The 23,823-nt window shown below is 38.0% G+C and carries 24 protein-coding genes; 12 read left to right on the top strand and 12 right to left on the bottom strand.

Going from position 1 to position 23,823, the window contains the following annotated elements:
* Positions 1 to 107: 107 nt before the first annotated feature.
* Complete coding sequence (locus AC1D0Y_RS09125) at positions 108 to 401, top strand: hypothetical protein (protein WP_013082274.1); 294 nt, start codon at positions 108 to 110, stop codon at positions 399 to 401.
* A gap of 39 nt (positions 402 to 440) precedes the next feature.
* Here AC1D0Y_RS09125 and AC1D0Y_RS09120 read toward each other — a convergent pair whose 3' ends face one another.
* A complete protein-coding gene (locus tag AC1D0Y_RS09120) occupies positions 441 to 2,564 on the bottom strand; it encodes an RNA degradosome polyphosphate kinase (RefSeq protein WP_098791197.1) in 2,124 nt (707 codons plus the stop codon).
* Positions 2,565 to 2,637: 73 nt separating this feature from the next.
* Positions 2,638 to 4,164, bottom strand: coding sequence for a Ppx/GppA phosphatase family protein (locus AC1D0Y_RS09115; protein WP_477707514.1), 1,527 nt, complete (start codon positions 4,162 to 4,164; stop codon positions 2,638 to 2,640).
* Positions 4,165 to 4,273: 109 nt separating this feature from the next.
* Between AC1D0Y_RS09115 and AC1D0Y_RS09110 the strand changes: the two genes are divergently transcribed.
* Complete coding sequence (locus tag AC1D0Y_RS09110) at positions 4,274 to 4,786, top strand: L,D-transpeptidase family protein (RefSeq protein WP_098332283.1); 513 nt, start codon at positions 4,274 to 4,276, stop codon at positions 4,784 to 4,786.
* Positions 4,787 to 5,041: 255 nt separating this feature from the next.
* Positions 5,042 to 5,509 (top strand): YkyB family protein, encoded by a 468-nt coding sequence (locus tag AC1D0Y_RS09105; protein WP_013056025.1) that lies wholly within the window; start codon positions 5,042 to 5,044, stop codon positions 5,507 to 5,509.
* Positions 5,510 to 5,559: 50 nt separating this feature from the next.
* Here the strand turns inward: AC1D0Y_RS09105 and AC1D0Y_RS09100 are convergent, their stop codons facing one another.
* Positions 5,560 to 6,465, bottom strand: coding sequence for a chemotaxis protein (locus AC1D0Y_RS09100; protein WP_098248373.1), 906 nt, complete (start codon positions 6,463 to 6,465; stop codon positions 5,560 to 5,562).
* A gap of 296 nt (positions 6,466 to 6,761) precedes the next feature.
* On the opposite strand from AC1D0Y_RS09100, the gene AC1D0Y_RS09095 reads away from it, so the two are divergent.
* The 5 genes from AC1D0Y_RS09095 to AC1D0Y_RS09075 all read left to right on the top strand — a co-directional run bounded on the left by AC1D0Y_RS09095 (position 6,762) and on the right by AC1D0Y_RS09075 (position 10,118).
* On the top strand, positions 6,762 to 7,361 hold the full coding sequence (locus AC1D0Y_RS09095; protein ID WP_013082269.1) for a TetR/AcrR family transcriptional regulator: 600 nt from the start codon (positions 6,762 to 6,764) through the stop codon (positions 7,359 to 7,361).
* 113 nt (positions 7,362 to 7,474) lie between these two features.
* Complete coding sequence (locus tag AC1D0Y_RS09090) at positions 7,475 to 7,669, top strand: hypothetical protein (protein WP_013056022.1); 195 nt, start codon at positions 7,475 to 7,477, stop codon at positions 7,667 to 7,669.
* Positions 7,670 to 7,872: 203 nt separating this feature from the next.
* Complete coding sequence (locus AC1D0Y_RS09085) at positions 7,873 to 8,094, top strand: IDEAL domain-containing protein (protein ID WP_028407926.1); 222 nt, start codon at positions 7,873 to 7,875, stop codon at positions 8,092 to 8,094.
* 96 nt (positions 8,095 to 8,190) lie between these two features.
* Positions 8,191 to 9,354 (top strand): aminotransferase A, encoded by a 1,164-nt coding sequence (locus tag AC1D0Y_RS09080; RefSeq protein ID WP_028407925.1) that lies wholly within the window; start codon positions 8,191 to 8,193, stop codon positions 9,352 to 9,354.
* A gap of 152 nt (positions 9,355 to 9,506) precedes the next feature.
* On the top strand, positions 9,507 to 10,118 hold the full coding sequence (locus tag AC1D0Y_RS09075) for a nitroreductase family protein (RefSeq protein ID WP_025749407.1): 612 nt from the start codon (positions 9,507 to 9,509) through the stop codon (positions 10,116 to 10,118).
* A 36-nt stretch (positions 10,119 to 10,154) separates the two neighbouring features.
* On the opposite strand, the gene AC1D0Y_RS09070 is transcribed toward AC1D0Y_RS09075, so the two are convergent.
* The gene (locus AC1D0Y_RS09070; protein ID WP_028407924.1) at positions 10,155 to 10,940 is read right to left on the bottom strand and encodes an SDR family oxidoreductase; all 786 of its coding nucleotides are present in this window, start codon (positions 10,938 to 10,940) and stop codon (positions 10,155 to 10,157) included.
* Positions 10,941 to 11,084: 144 nt separating this feature from the next.
* Here AC1D0Y_RS09070 and AC1D0Y_RS09065 point away from each other — a divergent pair, with 144 nt between their 5' ends.
* Positions 11,085 to 11,780: a GNAT family N-acetyltransferase gene (locus AC1D0Y_RS09065; protein WP_477707513.1), complete on the top strand. Its 696-nt coding sequence runs from the start codon at positions 11,085 to 11,087 to the stop codon at positions 11,778 to 11,780.
* 169 nt (positions 11,781 to 11,949) lie between these two features.
* Here AC1D0Y_RS09065 and AC1D0Y_RS09060 read toward each other — a convergent pair whose 3' ends face one another.
* Positions 11,950 to 12,726, bottom strand: coding sequence for a hypothetical protein (locus AC1D0Y_RS09060; RefSeq protein ID WP_034275587.1), 777 nt, complete (start codon positions 12,724 to 12,726; stop codon positions 11,950 to 11,952).
* A 241-nt stretch (positions 12,727 to 12,967) separates the two neighbouring features.
* On the opposite strand from AC1D0Y_RS09060, the gene AC1D0Y_RS09055 reads away from it, so the two are divergent.
* The 3 genes from AC1D0Y_RS09055 (at position 12,968) to AC1D0Y_RS09045 (ending at position 15,392) form a co-directional block, all read left to right on the top strand.
* Positions 12,968 to 13,843 (top strand): LysR family transcriptional regulator, encoded by an 876-nt coding sequence (locus AC1D0Y_RS09055; protein WP_028407921.1) that lies wholly within the window; start codon positions 12,968 to 12,970, stop codon positions 13,841 to 13,843.
* A 497-nt stretch (positions 13,844 to 14,340) separates the two neighbouring features.
* A complete protein-coding gene (locus tag AC1D0Y_RS09050; RefSeq protein ID WP_013082263.1) occupies positions 14,341 to 14,709 on the top strand; it encodes a CidA/LrgA family holin-like protein in 369 nt (122 codons plus the stop codon).
* Complete coding sequence (locus AC1D0Y_RS09045) at positions 14,706 to 15,392, top strand: LrgB family protein (RefSeq protein WP_013056013.1); 687 nt, start codon at positions 14,706 to 14,708, stop codon at positions 15,390 to 15,392. Before AC1D0Y_RS09050 ends, AC1D0Y_RS09045 begins: the two co-directional genes overlap by 4 nt.
* A gap of 41 nt (positions 15,393 to 15,433) precedes the next feature.
* Here the strand turns inward: AC1D0Y_RS09045 and ptsP are convergent, their stop codons facing one another.
* The 7 genes from ptsP to AC1D0Y_RS09010 all read right to left on the bottom strand — a co-directional run bounded on the left by ptsP (position 15,434) and on the right by AC1D0Y_RS09010 (position 23,815).
* Positions 15,434 to 17,155: a phosphoenolpyruvate--protein phosphotransferase gene (ptsP, locus tag AC1D0Y_RS09040; RefSeq protein ID WP_013082261.1), complete on the bottom strand. Its 1,722-nt coding sequence runs from the start codon at positions 17,153 to 17,155 to the stop codon at positions 15,434 to 15,436.
* Positions 17,155 to 17,421, bottom strand: a complete 267-nt coding sequence (locus tag AC1D0Y_RS09035; RefSeq protein WP_013056011.1) for a phosphocarrier protein HPr — start codon at positions 17,419 to 17,421, stop codon at positions 17,155 to 17,157. The genes ptsP and AC1D0Y_RS09035 overlap by 1 nt, the downstream gene beginning before the upstream one ends.
* An 18-nt stretch (positions 17,422 to 17,439) precedes the next feature.
* Positions 17,440 to 19,494: a glucose-specific PTS transporter subunit IIBC gene (gene ptsG / locus AC1D0Y_RS09030; protein ID WP_028407920.1), complete on the bottom strand. Its 2,055-nt coding sequence runs from the start codon at positions 19,492 to 19,494 to the stop codon at positions 17,440 to 17,442.
* Positions 19,495 to 19,764: 270 nt separating this feature from the next.
* The gene (gene glcT / locus AC1D0Y_RS09025) at positions 19,765 to 20,613 is read right to left on the bottom strand and encodes a glucose PTS transporter transcription antiterminator GlcT (protein ID WP_028407919.1); all 849 of its coding nucleotides are present in this window, start codon (positions 20,611 to 20,613) and stop codon (positions 19,765 to 19,767) included.
* A gap of 131 nt (positions 20,614 to 20,744) precedes the next feature.
* Positions 20,745 to 21,617, bottom strand: coding sequence for a hypothetical protein (locus AC1D0Y_RS09020; RefSeq protein WP_028407918.1), 873 nt, complete (start codon positions 21,615 to 21,617; stop codon positions 20,745 to 20,747).
* A gap of 442 nt (positions 21,618 to 22,059) precedes the next feature.
* Positions 22,060 to 22,530, bottom strand: a complete 471-nt coding sequence (gene ribH / locus AC1D0Y_RS09015; protein WP_013056007.1) for a 6,7-dimethyl-8-ribityllumazine synthase — start codon at positions 22,528 to 22,530, stop codon at positions 22,060 to 22,062.
* Positions 22,531 to 22,621: 91 nt separating this feature from the next.
* Positions 22,622 to 23,815, bottom strand: coding sequence for a bifunctional 3,4-dihydroxy-2-butanone-4-phosphate synthase/GTP cyclohydrolase II (locus tag AC1D0Y_RS09010; protein WP_028407917.1), 1,194 nt, complete (start codon positions 23,813 to 23,815; stop codon positions 22,622 to 22,624).
* Positions 23,816 to 23,823 lie beyond the last annotated feature (8 nt).

Below are 23,823 nucleotides of genomic sequence, written 5' to 3'. Positions count from 1 at the left end.
TTTTAGCTGATCATGACCGCCTAATTCTAGTCTTAAAGAAATAAACCAGGCTCAAAAGCTTCCGTTCAGCCATACACTACAAAGACAACTGACAAGGAGGTTAAATTATGTACTATCAATATCCCTATACAGGATATCGTAATATTCCAAATGGTGACGAGCGCTTTTTTGGATTTCCTTTTGTTGCTGGCTTAGCTGGTGGGCTGCTTGGCGGACTAGCTGTTGGCGGTTTTGGAGGCAGACCTGGGTGCTGTCCACCACCTTATCCTTATCCAGTTCCATTTTACGGCGGTGGATTTCCTGGAGGAGGCTACCCTGGTGCCGGCTATGGAGGCGGTGCTCCTGTTTATAACACATACTACGGACCTGGATACGGTCCTGTTGGTCCCATTCCTAGATAATAACATCACTAAAAAGCCGAGTATTCGGCTTTTTTTATGTTATTCTTGATTGTCGCAAAGAGCATATTGACAAAAGATCTCTTGACTATTAATAGAGAGCTCATGTTCTTTTTTTATGACGTAATGATAATTCCCTTCTTGATCTTGTTCTCGTGCTTTTACATTATCAGCAAGCATAACTTCAAGCCACTTCCACACTTTTTTTTTCAAATGTGTATCCAAGATAGGAAATAAAATTTCTACTCGTTTCACCATATTTCTTGTCATCATATCTGCAGATGAAAAGAAAAACTTTTCCTGTTTATTATGATGAAAATAATAGATTCGGCTATGCTCTAAAAATCGTCCGACAATGCTTCTTACTCTTATATTCTCGCTAACGCCTTGAATTTGAGGGCGCAAGCAGCACGCTCCTCTAACAATGAGTTCAATTGTCACACCAGCTATAGAAGCTTCATATAGCTTCATAATTAAAACCTTATCCGTCAACGAGTTCATTTTTCCAATGATTCTTCCGTTTCCATACCGTCTGTGATAATGGATTTCCTGATCAATGAGATGCAAAAAATCGTTTCTTATATCAAATGGTGCAACGGATAAATGATGATATACTGGTTTTTGCGTATAGCCACTTAAGTAATTAAAAAAATTGGCCGCATCTATCCCGATGTTTCGGTTGACAGTAAAAAGACTTATATCCGTATAGATCTTTGCCGTCGCATCGTTGTAATTCCCAGTACCAAGATGAACAAATCGTTTAATATGCTCTCCTTCTCTTCTCACCACAAGCGTAATTTTACCATGCGTTTTTAAATGAGTCATTCCATATATCACGTGGCACCCTGCCCGCTCTAGCTCTTTAGCCCATTGCACATTATTCTCTTCATCAAACCTCGCCTTTAATTCAACTAGTACCGTCACTTGCTTACCTTTTGCAGCCGCTCGTTTTAATGCTTTAATAACGGGAGAATCTCCGCTTACCCTGTATAACGTTTGCTTAATAGCGAGCACATTTTCATCGTCTGCTGCACCGTTGACAAAATCAAGTACCGGCTTAAACGATTCATAAGGATGGTGAAGCAAAATATCTCTTTGAACCATTTGGTCGAAAACATTTTGATCCGGGTGTAACTCTGTTGTAAGCTTGGGAATAAAGGCTTTTTCAGCCAACTCTTCATGCGTAGATTTAAGTAATCTATAAAACGAAAATAAACTGGTTAAATCCAGCTGTCCTTCGATCTCATACACATCTTCATCGTCAATTTCAAGTACTGACTTTAAATACGCTAGTACACCCTGGTCATATGGACTCTTAATCTCAAGCCGAACAGCCGCTCCCCATTTTCGCTTCTGTAACTCTTCTTCAATTTCTTTTAGTAAATCTTGAGCGTCTTCTTCGTGAATAGTCATATCTGCGTTGCGGGTAATTCGAAATCGAGAAACGGAAGAAACGCGGTATCCCTTAAACAACTTTTTAATAAAATAGGCAATTACATCCTCTAGCAATACAAATAGACGGGTAGAATCTGACGTGGCTATTTCAATATAGCGCGTTAGCATCGAAGGTACTTGAACGATAGCTAACCTTCCTTTTATCTCGGCAATTTGCTGCTCATCATTTAAATTTTCTGAAAGGACGACTGCTAAGTTCAAGCTTTTATTCATCAACATGGGAAACGGCCGGTAGGTATCAATAGCCATAGGAGTTAATACGGGAAAGATTTGCTCGTCAAAATACTGTTCAAGCTTATCTAGATTTGATTTCTCCAGCTTTTCAACCGTAATGATTTCCACGCCGTATTTCTGTAATTCGGGAAGAAGTGTGTGAATATACGTCTCATACTGCTTCTTGACTAGATCGTGGTTTTGTTTGGAGATAGAAAATAGCTGCTGTTTAGGAGTTAAGCCTGCTTTGTTTTCAGGTTTGCTAAATCCAGCTTTCACTTGATCTTTTAATCCGGCTACCCGAATCATAAAAAACTCATCCAGATTTGAACTGAAAATTCCTAGAAATTTAAACCGCTCAAGCAAAGGATTTTTCGTATCTACTGCTTCTTCCAGCACCCGCTTGTTAAAAGCCAACCAGCTCAATTCACGATTATTGTAATAAGCTGAATCAGCCACTTGTATGGTTTGCTTATAAGTGCGATTACTTTCTAACATTAGCCTCACCTTCCAGGATAATGGATTTAATCTAGTTAGCTATACTGAATATTCTAACCGATCCAGCGTTATTCTAAAGCTTAGTAAATTCAAGAACAATATTTTTTTTCACTACTTTTTCTAGATGCTTTTTCTGTTTTTCAGCCTGATATTGTTCAGCACGAAAGGTTTTTGTACATAATAGTTTAATCGCAACTGTGTTTTCATCGCTTTTCATGTCAATATGTTGAACAATATTTCGCTTTGTTGCATGTAAACCGTCAGCTATTTTTAAAACCGCACCGAGCAGCTGGACTTTTTTTTGTTCTTCTTTTGTTAACCACTTTTTAAAAGGAGCAACATATTGCCTAAAAGAAGACTTCCCTTTATATGAAGAAACAAGTGCCAACTTTAAACGTTCTCTATGTGAAATACCATCGATTGTACGATTAGCAAGCACATAAAACGTATGCTGGCTGCTTGATTCCGCGTCAATATACTTTCCTATATCATACACTTGCGCAGCTTTTATAAGAAGCGCTAAGTCATCCTCTTTTAAATCAACCGGTCCCTGCTCCTTAAGATGCTGAAACATCATACTAGCTGTGCGCGTAAGCTGTTTGACGTAATCTTTACTTACTTCAAACTCTTCCATTATTTCTTGAAAACTTTGCTGTATGACATCGGGGTACATTGGCTGGATATTAGCATCAGACGCTTCCTTAAATAACACCCCTTCTCTTAAGCCTTTGCGGCTTAAGATGAAGCGAGTCGCGTTCACTGTTTCATATAATGATTGAAATACTTCAATCGCTGGCAAAATTGTATCCGCACGATCTTTTGACAAGCGGTCTAGCTTTTGAAGATTGTGATAAGACAATGAGCCTATAGCAGATTTCACATGCAATATATCAGCTAAATTCATTTCATATTGATGCAGACCGGCGAGAGGATAGTGGATAAAACCTTGATGCACTTGCACCATACTTCTTGCACTTCCTCCAATTGATACAATCGGAACTTGGCGATTTAAAAGCCACGGGACAGTATGGAAATGCCGGATTACAAAATCGCGGATTTTCATTTTTTCTTCTGCAGTGGGGATATTGCCTTTGACGAACTCTAGACGCAGAGATAAGGCACCGAACGGAAAGCTGTGGCACTCCACTAACTCTCGATTGCGAAAATACGTAACTTCCGTACTTCCCCCTCCAATGTCAATTGTAATGGCTTCTTCGATCGAAGTGGAATGAATAACGGCAACAAAGCCGTAGTACGCTTCTTCATATTCAGACAATAGTTGAATAGAAAAGTCGGTTTCTTTTTTTACAAGCGCTAGAACTTCTTTTGCATTAGCCGCTTGACGGATGGTAGCTGTGGCCACACAGGTAACGTGCGGGAGCTGCTGATGCTTGGTAATAACTCCAAACGTTTTAAGCGTATCAAGCAAGGTATATATTCCTTTAGCTGTTAACACTCCTTCTTTACTTAAATAATTTCGAAGCCGTGCAGCTACTTTCACGTTTTCAATTTGCTTAAACCCTCTGCCTTTTTTGTATTCATAAATAACAAGGCGTATCGTATTTGAACCTATATCAATCAGTCCATGCTTATAAGTCAATGTAATTTCAACACCTTTTTCAAAATAACTTTATGCTCACAAAGGTCACTTTTACTTTTTTCAATCGTATACTGTTACAACATAGTCATATATCAAAGGAGCGAAGCTAATGAGATATATAGTAAAGCGCGGTGAAACCTGGCAAAGCGTTTCAGGTGACTACCGTATGCCGGTTGAAGACCTGTGGATGGCTAATCCTTTTGTAAGCCATAGCACGCTGAAGCCTGGGCAAGTAATCATCATTCCAAACCTCCCTGATAAAGAGCTCATTCCTTACACGATCCACGTGTTTATTGCTGAAAAACAGCTTGAATTACGAAAAAATAATATCATACAAAAAGTCTATCCCATTGCAGCAGGAAAAATGCTGAGCGCAACCCCTACTGGAGACTTTGTTATCGTTAACCGGGAGCCAAACCCCGGGGGGCCTTTTGGCACAATGTGGCTAAGCTTGTCTAAAAAGTCATATGGCATTCACGGAACAAATGATCCAAGTTCTATTGGAAAAGCTGTATCCAAAGGATGCATTCGCATGTATAATGCCCAAGTAAATGAGCTAGCTCGAATTGTGCCAAATGGGACTGGTGTTTATATTCGACCTTCTCGACGAATGGCTCAATAGTTTGGGATTTACTAATCAATGATGGTTTAACTGTGTGAGCAGCATTTCTTTAAAAATAGAAAGTATGGCGTGCTGTTCCACTTTACTTGTATAAGGAAGCGTAACAAAACAAACCCTATACATAGGAAATTTCATTAATTACCAAAATACTTCTTCGTGTAATTATTTTCAAATGGGACAAGACACGCTATAATGAACGTATCAGCTTTCACCTTATAGGTTGAACAGCTGATATGATAGAAAGGGAGTGAACGTATGTCTCAAGCAAATGGACAAGGCTCTTTGACCCCGTCTGTATCTGAGATTGCACAAGCTATTTTCACTGTAAATCGTCACGCAAAAGCTGCTCCTGATCCTAAGCAGTTATATACGTTAAAGAAAATTGCATTAGATCAACTAATTTTAGAAGGAAAAGCAAAAAAAGAAGGACTTCACTTTTCGCCAAACCCTGGTAAAAGTCAACAAAAATCAGATGTACTTGTATCAGTTGGAGACTACTTTTTCCATATGCCTCCAAAGAAAGAAGACTTCAAAGAGTTATCACACCTCGGCCATTTAAACCATCAGTATCGAAATCCCAAAACGACTATGTCATTATCTTATGCGAAGCGCTTATTATCTAAATATACGGGTCATCTCGTACAGCCGGCTAAAAGCCCTGTTTCGACTCCAAGAAAACGGCAAGCACCTGTGTTTAAACCGCTGGGTAAAAGTTATTTTTAAAAAAAGTGCCTGAAGTGGAGCAATCTGCTTTCAGGCACTTTTTTGTGATCCTACAAGATATAGAGATCGATCAACTCAACAAGCTCTCCGATTTCCGGCTTACTTACTTGTCCTTCCGCTCCTACCATCTTTCCCTTGTGGCGTAAATCTTCTGTGATAAGAGAAGAGAAGATAATGACTGGAAGTATAGAAAGCTGAGGATTTTCTTTCACTTTTTTAGTTAAATGATGCCCATCCATTTGCGGCATTTCTATATCTGTAATAAGCAGCTGGACTTGATCACTGATTTCCGCTCCCTCATCGATCACCGAGCTTAGATAGTTCCATGCTTCCTCACCGTTCTCAAAAAATTCCGTGTTCTCATAACCTGCTTGTGCAAGAGTATCTTCAATCATTCGGCGCAGCAGCGGCGAGTCTTCAGCCACGACAATCTTTTTATTAGAGCGTTCCCTAGCCCCTAGCTTTTTTATTTTCGACTGATTAATACCCGCATCAGGGTTCACGTCAGAAATCAACTTTTCAAAGTCTAACAGCAGAATCATTTGACCGTTTAATTTTACCACTCCAGTAATCTGTGTTTCCAAACCTTGATACAAATCTGAAGGCTTCTCAATTTCTTTCCAAGAAATACGGTGAATTTGCGTCACTGCATGGGTATGAAAGACAATTTTTTGCTGATTGAACTCTGTAACAATTAACTTATCTTTTTCCGGTGTATTTGAAGGCTCCATTTTTAACGCTTTTGCTATGTCAACAACAGGAAGTACTTCCCCTCTTAGCTCTATAATACCTTCTATGTAAGAATGCGCATTTGGAACAGGTGTAATAGATACGGGATTAATAATCTCTCTAACTTTTACTACATTGATGCCAAACCAAACATTTCCTACCTTAAATTCGACAATTTCCAGTTCGTTTGTACCACTTTCCAACAAAATTCCTTTATCTGGATTCATATACTTACTCCTCTCATCTCACCTGCTCATCTAATAGTCCATATTTCCCATTATAGTGACCGCCTCTTATATCCGTAAAGAAAAATTTTCTTATTTTGTTATCCTTTTTCCCTAAAACATATACATAAAATATTGTTTTACGAATTAACAGAATATTATATACTATATAAAAACATGAGCGTCGGTCTCTGTCATCTCATCCTCTGCTCAGTTTTTTACTTGCTCTACTTTACTTCTCTATACTAGCTTATGAACTTGAGTCAAACGACTACTCCTATTCGAACGAGGTGTAATTTATGAACAGAGGATTACAAAAAGAAGAAACAAAAAAACGCATCCAAAAAGCAGCTATCTCTTTATTCCAACAGCAGGGATATCAAAAAACGACTGTGTCTCAAATTACCCATGAAGCGGGTGTAGCAAAGGGAACATTTTTTAATTACTTCAAAACGAAAGAAGAAGTTCTTCACTACCTTGGAATTAATTTTACAAACCGTATCTCCTATAAATTAGAACAGCTCCTTCAAACAGAAGAATCAACTGCTGCCATTGTTAAACAACTGTTTTTATTATTAGCACAATCAAACGAAGAAGCGAACCCTCACCTAATCCGTTCTTGGTTTCATATTGCTATTACCAACAGTTCCTTTCAACAATCTGAAATTCTTCAAATTGAAAAAATGCGTGCTCATTTTACAAAAGTTTTTCAAACAGGACAAGACCGAGGTGAACTTATAGTCGATATCCCTGCCGAAGAAATGGCTTCTATTGCTATACTTAACTTTTTTGGCACACTTCTCTACTGGTGTACCAACCAACCCGACTCTGCTACCCTTCAAGAAAGAATAGATAAGTCGGTTACTCTTCTATTTAGAGGGTTTCTTATTCATTCCTAAAAGCCTGTTCACAAATTTTTAACAAGAAATCAAAGATAGCTGTGGACTCTACAGACAAAACGGTTTATACTACACAAAGTGAATGAATAATCTTAAAAGAAGGTGTTCGTAATATGAAAGGCTCCGTCATTCTTTTTAATGACGATAATGAAATGACCATTATTGAAAACGTAGAAGAAGCTGTATATCAAGATATTAAAGAACAAGAAGGCTCTGATCACTGCGTTGTAACATTGGACGATCATGAAGTTGATTTTGGCTACGTTTCCCCTGTTTATTGGCGTGAAGGCCAAATACACACTGACTAATATACAAGACCTGCATATATATGCAGGTCTTTTTATGCGCTTATTTTTTTGAATCGAGAATTGAACGTGAAGCAAGGAACCTCTGATTTCCTAACACATACCTTAGCACATTCGCAGCTAAAAACAGGGTTAACAACTATATAGAAAGGGTACATTTCAAGTAATAGAAGCTGCGTTTTATTTTAAAAAAGGAGGTTTATGTTATGAGTTCTTATCGAAAAAATATGAATCACTATTCCCACTCATCTCAGTACACACCTTACCAACACTATTACGCGAAAGAAGCTGATCGTATTTTAACGACTATGAGTACAAATTTTAATAAACAGCATTTGAAATCTCTTATCGACGATGCGTTAGATAACAGAGACGAAGAACAATTTTATGAACTAACAACTGCTTATAATAAGCTATATAACACCTAACTTAAAACCACTATTTGCAAAATGCGCAAATAGTGGTTTTTTACCTATTTTCATTGTGATAAAATGAGTTGAAAATACGCGGAAGGATTTGAAACCATGGAGCACTTAATCAATAAACGTGTCAAAGAAATTGAACTATCAGGAATACGTACATTTTATAATATGGTCTCACAATACCAAGATGTTTTATCCCTCACAATTGGACAACCTGACTTCTTAACACCACAACATGTAAAAGAAGCGGCAAAATCTGCAATTGATGGTAACCAAACTTCTTATACTCACAATGCTGGAACAATAGAACTGCGCGAGGCAGCAGCTCAATTTGTCAAAGAAAAATATGACTTGCACTATAACCCAGCGGATGAAGTGATTGTGACCATTGGAGCTAGTCAAGCAATTGATATTGCTCTTCGCACCATTTTAGAAGAAGATTCTGAAGTTATTTTACCTGGACCTGTTTACCCAGGATACGAACCGCTTATCCGGTTAAACGGCGCTAAACCTGTACATATTGATACAACCGAAACAGGATTTCGACTAACAGCGGATTTAATCCAACAACATTTGACGTCTAAAACAAGATGCGTCATCTTACCTTATCCGTCTAATCCTACAGGCGTGACGTTGTCACAGGAAGAATTAGAAGAAATTGCCGCTCTTTTAAGCGATAAAAATATTTTTGTACTATCTGATGAAATATACAGTGAGCTCGTTTTTGATAAAAAACATCAGTCCATTGCCTCCATTTCCTCTATGAGAGAGAAAACAATTGTTATTAACGGAGTATCAAAGTCTCATTCCATGACGGGCTGGCGAATTGGCCTTTTATTTGCTCCTTCTTATTTAGCCAAACATATTTTAAAAGTTCATCAATACAACGTGAGCTGTGCTTCTTCTGTCTCTCAAGCAGCTGCACTCGAGGCACTGACAGCAGGTAAAAACGATGCGGTGGATATGAAAAAAGAATACGAACAAAGACTGAATTATGTTTATGACCGATTAGTAAACATGGGATTTGACGTAGAAAAGCCGACTGGTGCTTTTTATATCTTCCCTTCTATTCAGAACTTCCACAGCAATTCATTTGATTTTGCCCTGGAGTTAGTAAAAGAAGCAGGTGTTGCACTAGTACCCGGCAGCGCTTTTTCTTCCCACGGTGAAGGATATGTACGCCTGTCGTATGCGTATTCCATGAACACACTGCGTGAAGCCTGTGATCGAATTGAAGCTTATCTTACATCTCGTCAATCACGTTAAGCCGATGGTGAGAAGTGTATGCATTTTTTTGTGAGTGACAGCACATAAGAGCGGGTATACTAGAAGCATATAAATTGACTTCAATAGTGTATCATTATAAAATGTGCATCGATTCACTAAAGAAATACATACTTTTAACGGAGGTTTTTATTATGACAAAAGATTTTTTTGATGTGGTAAATGAACGTACATCGATTCGAGAATATGACTCTTCAGCTAAATTAAGCAAAGAAGAATTAACGGAACTTTTAGAAGCAACAGTGAAGTCACCATCAGCTTGGAACTTACAGCACTGGCATTTCGTTGTTATTACAGACCAAGATGCGAAAGAACGTCTACTTCCAATTGCTTACAACCAAAAACAAATTACAGAAGCAGGCGCTGTAGTAGCTGTCTTAGGTGATTTAGAAGCCAATAAAAATGTAGATGACGTGTACAATCCACTAGTCGAAGCAGGTCACATGACAGAAGACGTAAAAAATATTTTGTCAGGACAGATTAACGGTGCTTATAAAAACGGTGCTTTTGCCCGCGATGCAGCGTTTACGAATGCTTCTCTTGCATCTATGACATTCATGCTTGCAGCAAAAGCAAAAGGATTAGACACTTGCTCAATGGGCGGATTTAACGCTCAAAAATTTGTAGAAGAATTTAAAATTGAGGATCGATACATTCCGGTTATGCTTATCTCAGTTGGAAAAGCGGCTAAAGAAGCTCACGCTAGCGATCGCTTACCATTAGATCAAGTTACAACTTGGATTTAACAAAAAACCCTGCAGCTGCAGGGTTTTTCTATGTAACTAAATGGATTTTACCATACCTCCGTCGATTAGAAACGACTGGCCTGTCATATATGAATTCGCTCCCGAAACAAAGAAAGCAACGGCTTTAGCAAACTCTTCAGGCTGACCGTAGCGTTTAAGAGGAATTTGGTTTCTCATCTCTTCTTCAATTTCTGAAACATCTACTCCCATTTTTTCAGCACGAATGGTATCTAGCTCTTTCACTCGGTCTGTTGCAATTCTTCCTGGCGCAACCGTGTTAATTAAGATACCGTCCTCTGCTAGTTCTGAAGCAAGTGTTTTGGTAAGCCCCACGATTCCTGTACGGAAGGTGTTTGACAGAATAAGTCCAGCAATTGGCTCTTTAATGGAAGAAGAAGCAATATTGACAATACGCCCTCCGCTCTTTTTCATAACGGGCACTACCTCACGAATAATACGAATATAGCTGAGGAGATTTAACTCAAATGCATGCTTCCAATCATCATCTGTTAAAGAAAGGAAGTTCCCAGCTTTAGGACCTCCTGTATTATTAATTAAAATATCAATGGTTCCAAACGTATCCACTGTATATTGAATAACATCTTGAATGTCTTGAGTTTTCGTGACATCTGCCGTTTTATGTAACACTTGTCCGCTTCCAAGATATGAAATCTCTTCCGCTACTTGGATTAGTTTCTCTTCTGAACGACTTGCAATCATAACGTTTGCGCCTTCTTCTGCGAGCCTGGCCGCAATCGCTTTACCGAGCCCTTGGCTGGCCGCAAATACAAGCGCTGTTTTTCCTTTTAATTCAACATCCATTTCTCTCACCTCGTCTAATAGTTCGAATCTTTTTAACTTTATCACGTTCTCGTCAAATTCTTCAATAAATATGAAATAATTTCTTTTTTTCGTATGGTATACTTAATTATCTGAAAATTATTTCTTAAAGGAGGCAAAAAAGCAGTGTATAAAAAGCAATGCTTTGTCTTTCATCAAAATAAGCCTGTAACATGTACGGTACGATCATATACATCAAATGACTTCGATGAGCTGATTCGGATTCAAGAAGAAAGTTTTCCCCCTCCTTTCCCTTTTGAATTATTATGGAGCAAAGCTCAGTTAAATAACCATGTTTCCCTATTTCCGGATGGAGCGCTATGCGTGGAGATAGACCGGACAATATGCGGATCTATCACAAGCGCGATTGTTTCAGTGGAAGGAAATGAGGCTCACACATGGGATGAAGTAACAGGAAGCGGATATATTCATACGCACGATCCTTCTGGTAATACGCTTTATGTAGTGGACGTATGCGTCACTCCTTCGCATCGATCGATGGGGCTTGGGAAGCTGCTTTTGCAGTCTTTATATGAAGTCGTGATTCATTACAAGTTAGAAAGGCTGCTCGGCGGGTGCCGCATCCCTGGATACGCATCAGTGTCTTCCTTGTACACGCCTGTTGAATACATGAACCTTGTATCAGCCGGAACTCTCTACGATCCGGTTATGACCTTTTTAATGCGCTGTGGCAGAATGCCTATTGGTCTCGCAGCAAACTATATTGAAGATGAAGATTCACACAACTACGCCGTACTAATGGAATGGAAAAATCCATTTTATACGGCTATTCAAAAAGAGGCTGGAACAAAGGTATTTTAGCCCAAGTGAAAAACGAACCGTTAATCAACATATTTGATTAACGGTTCGTTTTTTTGTGATGGTGAATATAGTTTTATCTGTTTCGTTCCTTCTAGCAGTCCAGCTCATCTATCTCATGTGTTCGTCTTTAAGTTGAATTCATTTAGTTATGTCTCAACCTCTTTTTAGATTATTGAACTTCTTCAATGCTCCACTCTAGCTCTTTATGAGTGAGAACTAGATGCGCCTGCAATTTACTCATCTCTTTGTGCTCAAACCGATCATTATACATTTCATTCATGTCGTCAAAGTCACCGATTGTATACAACGGAATTTTAATATCTCTACGGGATTGCACCATGTGTTCAAAATCAATAAACAAACCGTCATTCGTTAAAGTAAGAAGCGTATTTGCTAACACGAGCGGCAGTATTGGATATTCTAACTTCTTCCTTCTAAATACAAATCTTTTTTGCTTAATTGCTGACATTTTTAACGGAATGATTCGGCTTAAAATATGCTTCATATCATATACGTCTCGAAAATAGATTTTGTTATAAAATCCATCATCATGAGCTAAATAAACAAATTGATTACCGAGTTTATTATTAAATGGCGAATTGAGCGGTTTTTTTAAATGACCTAAATACAGCAGCGCTGCAATATCTTGAGGTTCTAACAAATCCAACGAAGATATATCCTCAAAATCAATCCAACAAAAGTCACCATAATTATAAACATCATCTTCTGCTAAAAGATGAATTTGTTCTTCTTCTACGTAGTCCATATGGGTTTGGTAATGGTAATCACTGTCTTCAAAACCGTGCTTTAACAATAATATATTTGCAAGCGGCGTAGGAAGGGAATGATAAAACTCTTTAAATTCAATTCCATATGTAATAAAGCATTTTTTATTTACATGGCCATTAATATAAACGATATCTCTTATTTCATCTGCTTTACTCAACCGTTCTAACCACCTTATTGATTGATTCTGTGATCGATATGTAACCGTTCTACTGATTTATATATTATACTTCTAAAATAAACAATGTGTAAATATATATTGTTGGCAATTTCTTTTGTATTCACTGCCTCTTCTACTGATCATTTTATTTGATAGGAAAGAAAGGTATAGAGCTGATTGTGAATGTGGTAGAATGTGTGTATCTTATTAATTAGCATGTATGAACACGGAGGTATACAAAATGGATGTTCGCCATTTGCATTACTTAACAGAAGTGGCTAAACATAAAAATTTCACAAGAGCTTCTGAAGCGCTGCATATTTCTCAACCTTCTCTCAGTAAAATGGTTAAATCATTAGAAGAAGAGCTGGGCACACCTTTGTTTGATCGCGCTGGCAAACAAGTTCAGCTTACCGATGCAGGAATAATCGTGTACGAGCAGGCTGAAAGCATTTTATCTTCTCTCCGAGATTTATCGGATTCCCTGTATGATTTAATGCATTTAAAAAGAGGAACCATCAAAATAGGCATTCCCCCTATTATTGGTACATTGTTTTTTCCTACTATTATTAAAGCATTTCGAGAGCAATACCCTGAGATTCATATTCAATTAGTGGAATATGGCGCTAAAAGAATGCAAAAATTTGTGGAACAAGGAGAAGTGGATGTGGGCGTAGTTTTACTTCCTGTTGATGAACACATGTTTTTTACGACTCCTTTAGCCCGAGAAACACTGCAGCTTGTTGTTCATAAATCTCATCCGTTGGCTCAGCATTCTACGATTTCATTAAAAGAGTTAAAAGACGAAACGCTTATTTCCTTTCATGAAGACTTCACCATGCATGAAATGGTCTATAACGAATGTTTAAAAAATGGATTTACACCTAATATTGCTTTTAAAAGCTCTCAGTGGGACTTCATTGGAGAGCTGGTAGCTGCTAATCTCGGCATTGCTCTTTTCCCTTATTCACTATGTGAAAAGCTTGATTTGGAGCATGTGAAAGTAATTAATCTCGAGAATGCTATTCCATGGGAAATTGCTTTAATCGTTAAAAAAGATCGATATATCTCTTATGCTACACAGGCTTTTATTGATTATATTAAAAGTACAGTTTAACAAAGCTGAGACAAAAGTAGTTTAATTAAAAATCCGAATGAGTTTCATTCTTGATAGAAAATCAAACTCGTTCGGATTTTTTTCATGGCGGTGTGACAAGTCATTCATACTAAATCATTTATCCCATTGGTTCGTCTTTAGATTGAATTGATTTAAGCATGTCTCCATCTCTTTTTTTTATTGCCTTTTATTAAATAATTAGACCTTATATTTCACAAACTCTTTTTTGAAAAGGTTACCAACGCATTTGTAAAGAGATTTCTTTCAACTATAACTAAAAAGAATAGTTATCATAGTTATTATATATTTCATATTATAGTCGTTTTTTTGTAAGATAAGTGTGTAGCATTCATTTACTCAAGTTGTATCCCCATTTGCAAAATCCAAATAGTTTCTCTTTTCCCATGATGGAGTCGTCTTTTCAGCATAGACGACTCCATTATTGTCTCAACAAACTAGGAATGAATGAATAAAAACATAAATAAAGGAGGCTAATCATGAAACTGATTATGGTGATTTTACAGATTTTATTACTAACGGCTCTGTTTTTAATAGGAGAAAGTATTTCACAGTGGTTTGACCTCCCAGTGCCAGGTAGTATCATCGGATTTTTCTTACTGTTTTTCTTACTGTACTTTAAAGTAATTAAATTAAGCTGGGTTGAACAAGGTGGAACACTGTTAGTGGGAGAACTATTACTATTTTTCATACCAGCCGTCGTTGGACTCATCAATTATGGAGATGTATTGATGCATTTTGGAATCCAGATTGTGATTATTATCACAATCAGTACGATTATTGTGATGTCTATAACGGGAATCATTGCAGAACATATTTCAAGAAGAAAGGAAGGTTCGCTAAAATGACATTACTCACATGGATTGCTCTTCCGCTTACACTGCTCGTTTATGTCGGCACAAAAGTGCTCTATAAAAAATATAAGTCTATGCTAGTTTCCCCTATTTTACTAGCCCCCATTCTTTTAATTGGCATCTTATTAGTAACGAATGGCTCTTATGATCATTATAAGCAAGGTGCCAGTGCTATTAGCTTTATGCTTGGACCAGCAACCGTTGCTTTTGCTGTTCCTATGTTTAAGTATTTTGATTTACTCAAAAAACATCGTGTTGAAATCAGCTTAAGCGTAGGGCTCGGCACGTTTGCTGCCATGATATCTTCCATGCTGTTAGCATTAGTGTTTCATTTACAATCAACGCTGGTTCATAGCTTGATTCCAAGATCGGTTACGATTCCTATTGCCGTTAATGTATCTCAGACGCTAGGAGGAGATCCAAATATCACCATTATGTTTGTGATTATAACCGGTGTAGTAGGATGTATGGTCGCTCCAAAACTGATTAAGCTCCTCGCACTGCACTCTTCTCTAGCAAGAGGTCTTCTTTTAGGAGTAGCTTCTCATGGGACAGGTACAGCAAGAGCTTTTGAATTTGGAAAAATTGAAGGTACTTTTTCTAGCCTTGGCATGATCGTAGCAGCACTTCTTACAATGCTGTTTGCGAATATGCTTCTGCCTACTATTTTCGCTTAAAAGATAAAAAAGGTGTGATCATATATGATCACACCTTTTTATTATCCAATATGAAAAGTTGATTTTACGAACTCAATAACTTCTTCCGTAGAAGACATTGATAGAATTGTATCTAAATGAGGTTCGATATCAGCTTTTGATAATTGACGGATTTGAGAACGAGCTTTCAGAATAGATGTTGCACTCATTGAGAATTCATCTAAGCCTAAACCTAAAAGAATTGGGATTGCAATCTCATCCCCTGCCATCTCTCCGCACATGCCTACCCACTTACCTTCTTTGTGAGCCGCTTTGATTACCATATTCACCAAGCGAAGAATCGCTGGGTTATACGGTTGATATAAATAAGACACGCGCTCATTCATGCGGTCAGCTGCAAGCGTGTATTGAATTAAATCGTTTGTTCCGATAGAGAAGAAATCTACTTCTTTAGCAAATAAATCTGCGATTACCGCTGAGGAAGGAATCTCTACCATCATCCCTACTTCGATGTCTTCCGAAACTTGTACGCCTTCTTGTTGAAGTTTAGCTTTTTCTTCTAAAAGAATAGCTTTTGCTTGACGGAACTCATCAACAGTAGCAATCATAGGAAACATAATTTTCAGATTACCGTATACGCTTGCACGTAGAAGCGCACGAAGCTGTGTACGGAACATGTCTTGCATCTCTAGACATAAGCGAATAGCACGGAATCCTAAGAATGGGTTCATTTCTTTTGGTAGATTTAAATAAGGAAGCTCTTTGTCTCCACCAATATCAAGAGTACGAACAACCACTGGTTTACCTTCCATACGTTCAAGAACTGTTTTATAAGAAGTAAACTGCTCTTCTTCCGTCGGAAGATCCTCGCGGCCCATATATAAGAATTCTGTACGATAAAGGCCAACGCCTTCGCCGCCGTTTTCTAATACGCCTTTTACATCTTCTGGTGTACCAATGTTAGCTGCAAGTTCAACGTGATGATCATCAGCTGAAACCGTTTTTTCATTTACAAGCTTAGCCCACTCAGCTTTTTGTTCTGCATACTCAGCGGCTTTTTTCTCGTAAGCTTTTACTGTTTCTTCGCTTGGATCAACGATAACTTCGCCATCTAAACCATCAACAATTACTAATACGCCGTTTTGAATGTCTTCCATAACTGTTTTTGTACCTACAACAGCTGGAATCTCCATTGAACGCGCCATAATTGCTGAGTGAGAAGTACGTCCGCCAATATCTGTTGTAAATCCTTTTACGAACTTACGATTTAACTGTGCTGTATCAGACGGCGTTAAATCTTCTGCGATAATGACAACTTCTTCTGAGATTAAGCTTGGATTTGAAACGTTTACACCTAAAAGATGAGCTAATACACGTTTTGTTACGTCACGGATATCAGCAGCACGTTCTTTCATATATTCATTGTCCATTGACTCAAACATATTAATAAACATTGCCGCTACTTCATCAAGTGCATGTTCAGCGTTTACATTTTCATTTGTAATTTTATCTTTAATTGGATTAATAAGTTCAGGATCGCTTAGAACTAATAAGTGAGCTTCAAAGATTTCTGCTTTGTCATCTCCAAGTTCTTTACGAGCGTGCTCTCTAATAATTTCAAGTTCTGATTTTGACTTTTCTAGCGCAGCTTCTAGACGTGCTACTTCTGCTTCAACTTCAGTTACTGATTTTTTTTCAACGGTTAATTCTGGATTTTCTAGACGAAATGCTTTAGCAATAGCAATGCCGCTAGAAGCGGCAATGCCTTGAATTTCCTTTGTCATTATTCGCCTAATCCTTCTTTGCTCATTGTATCTTCAAGAGCAGCAAGTGCATCTGCTTCGTCAGAACCTTCTGCAGAGATAGTGATTGTAGCGCCTTTTTGAATACCTAAAGACATAACGCCCATGATTGATTTTAAGTTTACAGTTTTACCGTTGAATTCTAAGTTGATATCAGAATCAAATTTGCTTGCTGCTTGTACTAAAGTTGTTGCTGGACGTGCGTGAATTCCTGAGTCTGCTGTTACTGTAAATGTTTTTTGTGCCATGTTAAATCAATCTCCTTTTTACTTTGAAATGTTAATAATATTTGCTTCTTGTTGAGAAACTTGGCCCTGCTTTAAGATATCAATTTTTTCATCAGCTTGTAAATTCGTGAAAATGATCGGCGTAATCGTCGATGGCGCATTTTCTTTTACAAAGTCTAAATCAATTTTCAATAGAGGCTGTCCTTTTTTCACTTCATCGCCTTGGGCAACTAAAGCTTCAAAACCTTCGCCTTTTAAATTAACTGTATCAATACCAACGTGAATTAAAATTTCACGTCCAGTCGTTGATTCAATACCTAAAGCATGTTTCGTCGGGAATAAGTTTACTATTTTTCCGTCCACTGGTGCAACTACTGTGCCTGTTTTCGGAATAATCGCAAAACCGTCACCCATTAGTTTTTGTGAAAATACCTGATCTGGTACTTCCGATAAAGGTACCAATTCTCCCTCAATCGGTGAAACAATATCATTACCATTATCGCTTCCTACTTCAGATGTTGCAACAGGTTTTTCAATTGTTTTTGTCTCTTCTTTTGTGACAACCGGTGTTTTGCCATTCATAATGTCTTGAATTTGACCTTTTAACGTGTCAGATTTCGGACCGAAAATAGCTTGAATATTGTTACCAACTTCAAGAACACCAGCTGCTCCAAGTTTTTTCAAGCGGCTTTTATCAACATTACCTACATCATCTACGGATACACGCAAACGCGTAATACAAGCATCTAAATGTGTAATGTTTTCTTTACCGCCAAGTGCAGCTAAAACATTTGTTGGAAGCTCTGCTGCTTCTACTTTTACATCTTCTTCTCCTTCTTCTTTATCTTCACGACCCGGTGTTTTTAAGTTAAATTTACGGATTGCAAAGCGGAAACCGAAGTAGTAAATAACTGCTAGAACTAAACCTACTGGAATAACTAGCCACCATGCTGTACGGTTTTGCATAACTCCAAATAGAACGTAATCGATAACTCCACCTGAGAATGTCATACCGATTTTAACATTTAATAATTGCATAACCATAAATGATAAACCAGCAAATACTGCGTGAATTGCAAATAGTACTGGTGCTACGAATAAGAATGAGAACTCAAGCGGCTCTGTAATACCCGTTAAGAAAGATGTTAAAGCAGCTGAACCCATGATACCAGCTACATATTTTTTGTTTTCAGGACGAGCTTCGTGATAAATCGCAAGAGCTGCTGCTGGCAATCCGAACATCATGAACGGGAATTTACCAACTTGGAATGTTCCTGCTGTTAAAGGCACGCCATCTGCTAATTGAGCAAAGAAAATCTTTTGATCACCGTGAATATGTTGACCTGCTTTATTAACGTAATCACCAAACTCAAACCAGAACGGAGAGTAGAAGATGTGATGAAGTCCAAATGGAATTAATGAACGTTCAATCAATCCAAATACAAACGCTGATAAAGTTGGGTTTGCATCAATCATGTTAGTAGAGAAAGCATTTAATCCGCTTTGAATTGGCGGCCAAATGAAAATCATAATAACACCTAAAACAATTGAAAATACCCCAGTAATGATTGGTACAAATCGTTTTCCTGCAAAGAACCCTAAATAAGATGGTAATTCAATATTGAAATAACGATTATACATGGATGAAGCTAAAATACCTACTATGATACCCCCGAATACACCTGTAGCTAACGTAGGAATTCCTAAGATGCTAGTGTAAGCTGGATTGGCACCCATTTTGTCAGGATCTAGTTGTCCTGTAGCAACTAAGATTGTGCTCATCGTTTTGTTCATAATCAAGTAGCCTACGATTGCAGCAATACCTGCTACACCGTCACCACCAGCTAAACCAACGGCAACACCAACGGCAAACAATAGCGATAAGTTGTCAAATACAATTTGACCCGCTTGCGACAAAACATTTGAAACCAATTGAACCCAGTCTGCACCAAGTGCCGGTACTGCATCCAACAATGTAGGGTTTTGAAGCGCTGTCCCTACTCCAAGTAAAATCCCTGCTGCCGGTAAAATCGCAACCGGTAACATAAGCGCTTTTCCGACTTTTTGTAATACTCCAAAAAGTTTTTTAAACATGGCGCTTACCTCCTTTTATATATTTAGTGTGCAACAAGCTATTTATTTGATACGTGAATCATTAACGCGCTTTCATAAAACGCTTTCTTTAACTAGAAAACTTATTACATCTCCTGATGTCCTGAGGCGAAACCTTCAATGATTGCGCTTTCTTATAACAAAAAAAGGCATGAGGAAAAAGAAACGATAAATGGATACACTCATCCAATTACACATCGCTTCATTTCTCACTCATGCCTGATCGTATCAGTAACACGTATTGAAATGATTTTATAAATCCGTTTTTGTTATAAGTCGCTGCAGATGCATCGTTAAGTAAACGGCTTCTGCTTCATACACAGGTAAATGTAACGCTTGCTGCATTACTTTTATCACTTTCCAAGACACATTGTAACACAGGGGATATTCTTCTTTCAATAGCAAAGCAATTTTTTTTGGCTCTTCTATTTTTTCTCCTGTTTTTACTCGATCAATCGCAAAATGCAAATGACGAATCAATCTCATATAGTGCACAGATTCTTTGTCTACCCGCAGATGAAGCGATTCTTCAATCACATTAATAATCGTTTGAATAAGCTGCGAGTCTTGATTCACTTCCAGGAGGTTTTTTTCAGTCAGCGCACTGTGGATATGAAGCGCAATAAAACCAATCTCTCCTACTGGAAGCTGCACGCCTATTTTGCGACTAATAATTTCTACCACTTCAGATGCGATCGTATATTCCTCTGGATATAAAGCTTTTGTTTCAAGTAAAAATGGATTTTTAAGCCCCATTCCCTGCTGAAAACGTTTTATCGCAAACGCGATATGATCCGTTAATGAAATGTGTATGTGCTCATTCAAAGGAATGTTAACACGCTTTTGAATGTGCGTTACAATATCATTCATCATTTCAATCACGTCTTCATCCACTTGCGTTAAAAGCTGCTTGTATTGTTCTTGCTCTTCTTCACTCTTTAACAAAAACATTTTCTCCACGGCTTTTGCATCGATTTCATCGCCTTTTTTCTTATTAAACCCTATTCCTTTCCCAATTAGCACAACTTCATCATAGGTAAGGTGTTTAGCAATTAATACATTATTATTAAGTACCTTTTCTACAAAAAAGGACTCTTTCACGAATCCTTCACTCCCCTGTTTCGGCTTTCTATTATTTGCTTTCCTATCTTACAAATAATACGCATAACCGTCAATTCATTTTTCTTTGTTTCAAATATTATTGAACTAAACTATTTGAGTTACGTATTATCTTAGTAGTTCTTCGCTGGAAACGCAACGTCTTTTTTGCTTGTCCCATAACAATTTTTCATAATAAAGTTTTGAAGCATAACGCTCAGAATGAATGCACCCGCTTGTAGAAGCGTAAAAAGAACAAGTGAAGTGGTAATAGATACCAGCAAAACCCCATAGTGAATCAGTAAAATATCTACTATACGCAGCCCCGCTATAATCATTGCAGCTCCAACAAAAAATTCTTTGGCTACACTCCAAACGAGGAGAACCGTAACAACACAAACGTAAATCATCGTTGCATTTACGGAATCATGAGTAGCCGACGCAAACCATCCTGTATAAAACCAATTATTATGAAAATATGCTAACAGCATAAACATAATAGTAGAAGTAATGGCGAGCATCCCGAGAAAAAATGTAGCGTAATGCACAAATGTCATATACCGTTCTGTTAGCCATACATACCAAATCTTTGAAATGCTAAAGCCTATAGTCATTAAAGCGCCTGTATAGACTGTTTTCCACCAGTGATGTGTATAAATATCCCAGTGTAAAAATAATTCTTCAATCCCCATAAACATAGCTGAAATAATTAAAATATAGCGAAATTTCAATTGATAAGCAGCTACCACCATAGCCATGATTGGAAAAGCAAACGCTTGAGAAGTTAAGGACCCGAACAAATTATCAAAATATTCATTGGTCATAAAATCGGGATCGTAATCGTAACTTTCAAACAACACAAATACAACATATTCTAGTATATAAGCCATTCCAATGATAAAAAAAAGCAAAACGACTAGCTTTTTATCTTTTTTACGTATGAATACTGTAAGCAAAACGGCTGTGCTGATAATAATCAATGCAAAAAAAGCAGTATAATGAGGCATAGACGTCTCCCTTTTACGACCTAATTATTACTTAGAGTAAGACGTTTTAGCCAAATTATACATAGCTAGCTTCTATTTAAGAGAGCTTGAGACATAACTACATCAATCCAATCTAAAGACGAACAAACGGGATACATAAGATAGTATGGATCGCTTTTTACACTGCAGTTGATTTCCGAGCAAGACTTCGCTTTCCACAGGCGGCCGCGAAGCCTCCTCGCCTCCTCCGCTTCTGCAGGGTCACACTTCTTCCGCTTTTCCCGCAGAAGTCTTCGCCTGACCCTTTAATCTACAGCTAGAAGCCACTACATACACGAAACCTGCGTTCACCCTACCAATGAAAAAATCCGAACGATTCATCGTTCGGATCTTTCTTTAACTAACATGCTTTTGTTTCAGCCTCTTTTAACTCTTCAGCTTATAAAAACTGAAATCGTATCTATTATCCTTCAATCATTTTTGAAAGGTTAGCCATTTCGATAGCTGATGCTGCAGCTTCCCATCCTTTATTTCCTGCTTTTGTTCCTGCACGTTCAATTGCTTGCTCAATTGTTTCAGTCGTTAATACACCAAAGATAATTGGCACGCCTGTTTGTAAGCTTTGAGATGCAACGCCTTTTGCTACTTCATTACATACAAAATCAAAGTGTGGAGTAGCTCCTCGAATAACGGTTCCTAGCGTAATCACTGCATCATATTTTTTAGATTCAGCTAATTTTTTGGCGATTAATGGGATTTCATAAGCGCCCGGCACCCAAGCCACGTCTACGTCTTCATCAGCTACGCCGTGACGTTTGAGCGCATCTTCTGCTCCACTAAGTAAACGGCCTGTAATAAATTCATTAAAACGCCCTACCACGATTCCAATTTTTAATCCTGTGCCTACTAAATTTCCTTCATATAAATGATTCATCTTTTGTTCCTCCTGCTAGTATTAATATATAGTTATTTACATTTCTTTTCATGAATTAGCTTCACTTGTTATAACGAAAAAAAGTGTAAAATTATAAATGTAATAAATGACCTAATTTTTTAGCTTTTGTATCTAAGTATTTTTTATTGGCATCCACTGCCGGCATTTGAAGAGGCACTCGCTCGACCACTTCAAGGTCGTAGCCTTTTAGCCCGGTAATTTTACGAGGGTTATTCGTTAAAAGCTTCATTTGTTTGACTCCAAGGTCTTTTAAGATTTGAGCACCGATTCCATACTCTCGTAAATCTGCAGCAAACCCGAGTTTTTCATTCGCTTCTACCGTATCGTATCCTTCTTCCTGCAGCTTATATGCTCTTAGCTTATTTAATAAGCCAATCCCTCTGCCCTCTTGACGCATATACAGCAGAATGCCGCGTCCTTCTTCTTCAATTTGCGTAAGAGCTGCGTGAAGCTGAGGACCGCAGTCGCAGCGTTCAGAACCAAACACATCTCCAGTCAAACACTCAGAGTGAACGCGAACGAGAACGGGGCTATTATGATCAATATCACCTTTGATAAGAGCCACATGTTCTTTATTATCAAGTTTATTTGTATATCCTACAGCTTTAAACTCACCAAATGCCGTAGGTAAGCTCACTTCTACTTCACGGCTAATAAGCTGGTCATGTTTGCGGCGGTAGGCAATCAAATCTTTTATTGTAATCATTTTTAAATCAAATTGCTCCGCAATTTTTGTTAAATCCGGCACGCGTGCCATTGTTCCATCTTCATTCATAATTTCACAAATAACACCCGCAGGCTTTCCTCCTGCTAATACTGCTAAATCAACAGCAGCCTCTGTATGACCTGCACGCTGGAGAACGCCCCCGTCTTTTGCAATCAATGGGAAAATATGTCCTGGGCGTTGAAAATCACTTGGTACCGTCGCTTCATTCACAAGAGCCATAACGGTAGCAGAGCGTTCGTATGCACTGATACCTGTTGTACTTGAAATATGATCAATACTTACTGTAAATGCTGTTCCATGTACATCCGTATTGTTCGCTACCATCGGGTGAAGATTCAATTTATGTGCAATTTCTTCATTAACAGGTGTACAAATTAATCCTCTTCCATGAGTAGCCATAAAGTTAATAACCTCAGGCGTCGTTTTTTCGGCTAATGCAATAAAATCTCCTTCGTTTTCTCGATCTTCATCATCGCATACAATAACCACTTTTCCCTTTTTTAACTCTTCAATGGCTTCTTCTACTTTATGAAACATCTCTTTCA

This window comes from Priestia sp. P1_B12_1 (assembly GCF_056406695.1).
This window is presented reverse-complemented; position numbering and strand designations above follow the sequence as displayed.

Coding starts and splice junctions, on each gene's coding strand:
- AC1D0Y_RS09125 (WP_013082274.1), top strand. CDS start 108: ATGTACTATCAATATCCCTATACAGGATATCGTAATATTCCAAATGGT.
- AC1D0Y_RS09120 (WP_098791197.1), bottom strand. CDS start 2,564: ATGTTAGAAAGTAATCGCACTTATAAGCAAACCATACAAGTGGCTGAT.
- AC1D0Y_RS09110 (WP_098332283.1), top strand. CDS start 4,274: ATGAGATATATAGTAAAGCGCGGTGAAACCTGGCAAAGCGTTTCAGGT.
- AC1D0Y_RS09105 (WP_013056025.1), top strand. CDS start 5,042: ATGTCTCAAGCAAATGGACAAGGCTCTTTGACCCCGTCTGTATCTGAG.
- AC1D0Y_RS09100 (WP_098248373.1), bottom strand. CDS start 6,465: ATGAATCCAGATAAAGGAATTTTGTTGGAAAGTGGTACAAACGAACTG.
- AC1D0Y_RS09095 (WP_013082269.1), top strand. CDS start 6,762: ATGAACAGAGGATTACAAAAAGAAGAAACAAAAAAACGCATCCAAAAA.
- AC1D0Y_RS09090 (WP_013056022.1), top strand. CDS start 7,475: ATGAAAGGCTCCGTCATTCTTTTTAATGACGATAATGAAATGACCATT.
- AC1D0Y_RS09085 (WP_028407926.1), top strand. CDS start 7,873: ATGAGTTCTTATCGAAAAAATATGAATCACTATTCCCACTCATCTCAG.
- AC1D0Y_RS09080 (WP_028407925.1), top strand. CDS start 8,191: ATGGAGCACTTAATCAATAAACGTGTCAAAGAAATTGAACTATCAGGA.
- AC1D0Y_RS09075 (WP_025749407.1), top strand. CDS start 9,507: ATGACAAAAGATTTTTTTGATGTGGTAAATGAACGTACATCGATTCGA.
- AC1D0Y_RS09070 (WP_028407924.1), bottom strand. CDS start 10,940: ATGGATGTTGAATTAAAAGGAAAAACAGCGCTTGTATTTGCGGCCAGC.
- AC1D0Y_RS09055 (WP_028407921.1), top strand. CDS start 12,968: ATGGATGTTCGCCATTTGCATTACTTAACAGAAGTGGCTAAACATAAA.
- AC1D0Y_RS09050 (WP_013082263.1), top strand. CDS start 14,341: ATGAAACTGATTATGGTGATTTTACAGATTTTATTACTAACGGCTCTG.
- AC1D0Y_RS09045 (WP_013056013.1), top strand. CDS start 14,706: ATGACATTACTCACATGGATTGCTCTTCCGCTTACACTGCTCGTTTAT.
- ptsP (WP_013082261.1), bottom strand. CDS start 17,155: ATGACAAAGGAAATTCAAGGCATTGCCGCTTCTAGCGGCATTGCTATT.
- AC1D0Y_RS09035 (WP_013056011.1), bottom strand. CDS start 17,421: ATGGCACAAAAAACATTTACAGTAACAGCAGACTCAGGAATTCACGCA.
- ptsG (WP_028407920.1), bottom strand. CDS start 19,494: ATGTTTAAAAAACTTTTTGGAGTATTACAAAAAGTCGGAAAAGCGCTT.
- AC1D0Y_RS09020 (WP_028407918.1), bottom strand. CDS start 21,617: ATGCCTCATTATACTGCTTTTTTTGCATTGATTATTATCAGCACAGCC.
- ribH (WP_013056007.1), bottom strand. CDS start 22,530: ATGAATCATTTATATGAAGGAAATTTAGTAGGCACAGGATTAAAAATT.
- AC1D0Y_RS09010 (WP_028407917.1), bottom strand. CDS start 23,815: ATGTTTCATAAAGTAGAAGAAGCCATTGAAGAGTTAAAAAAGGGAAAA.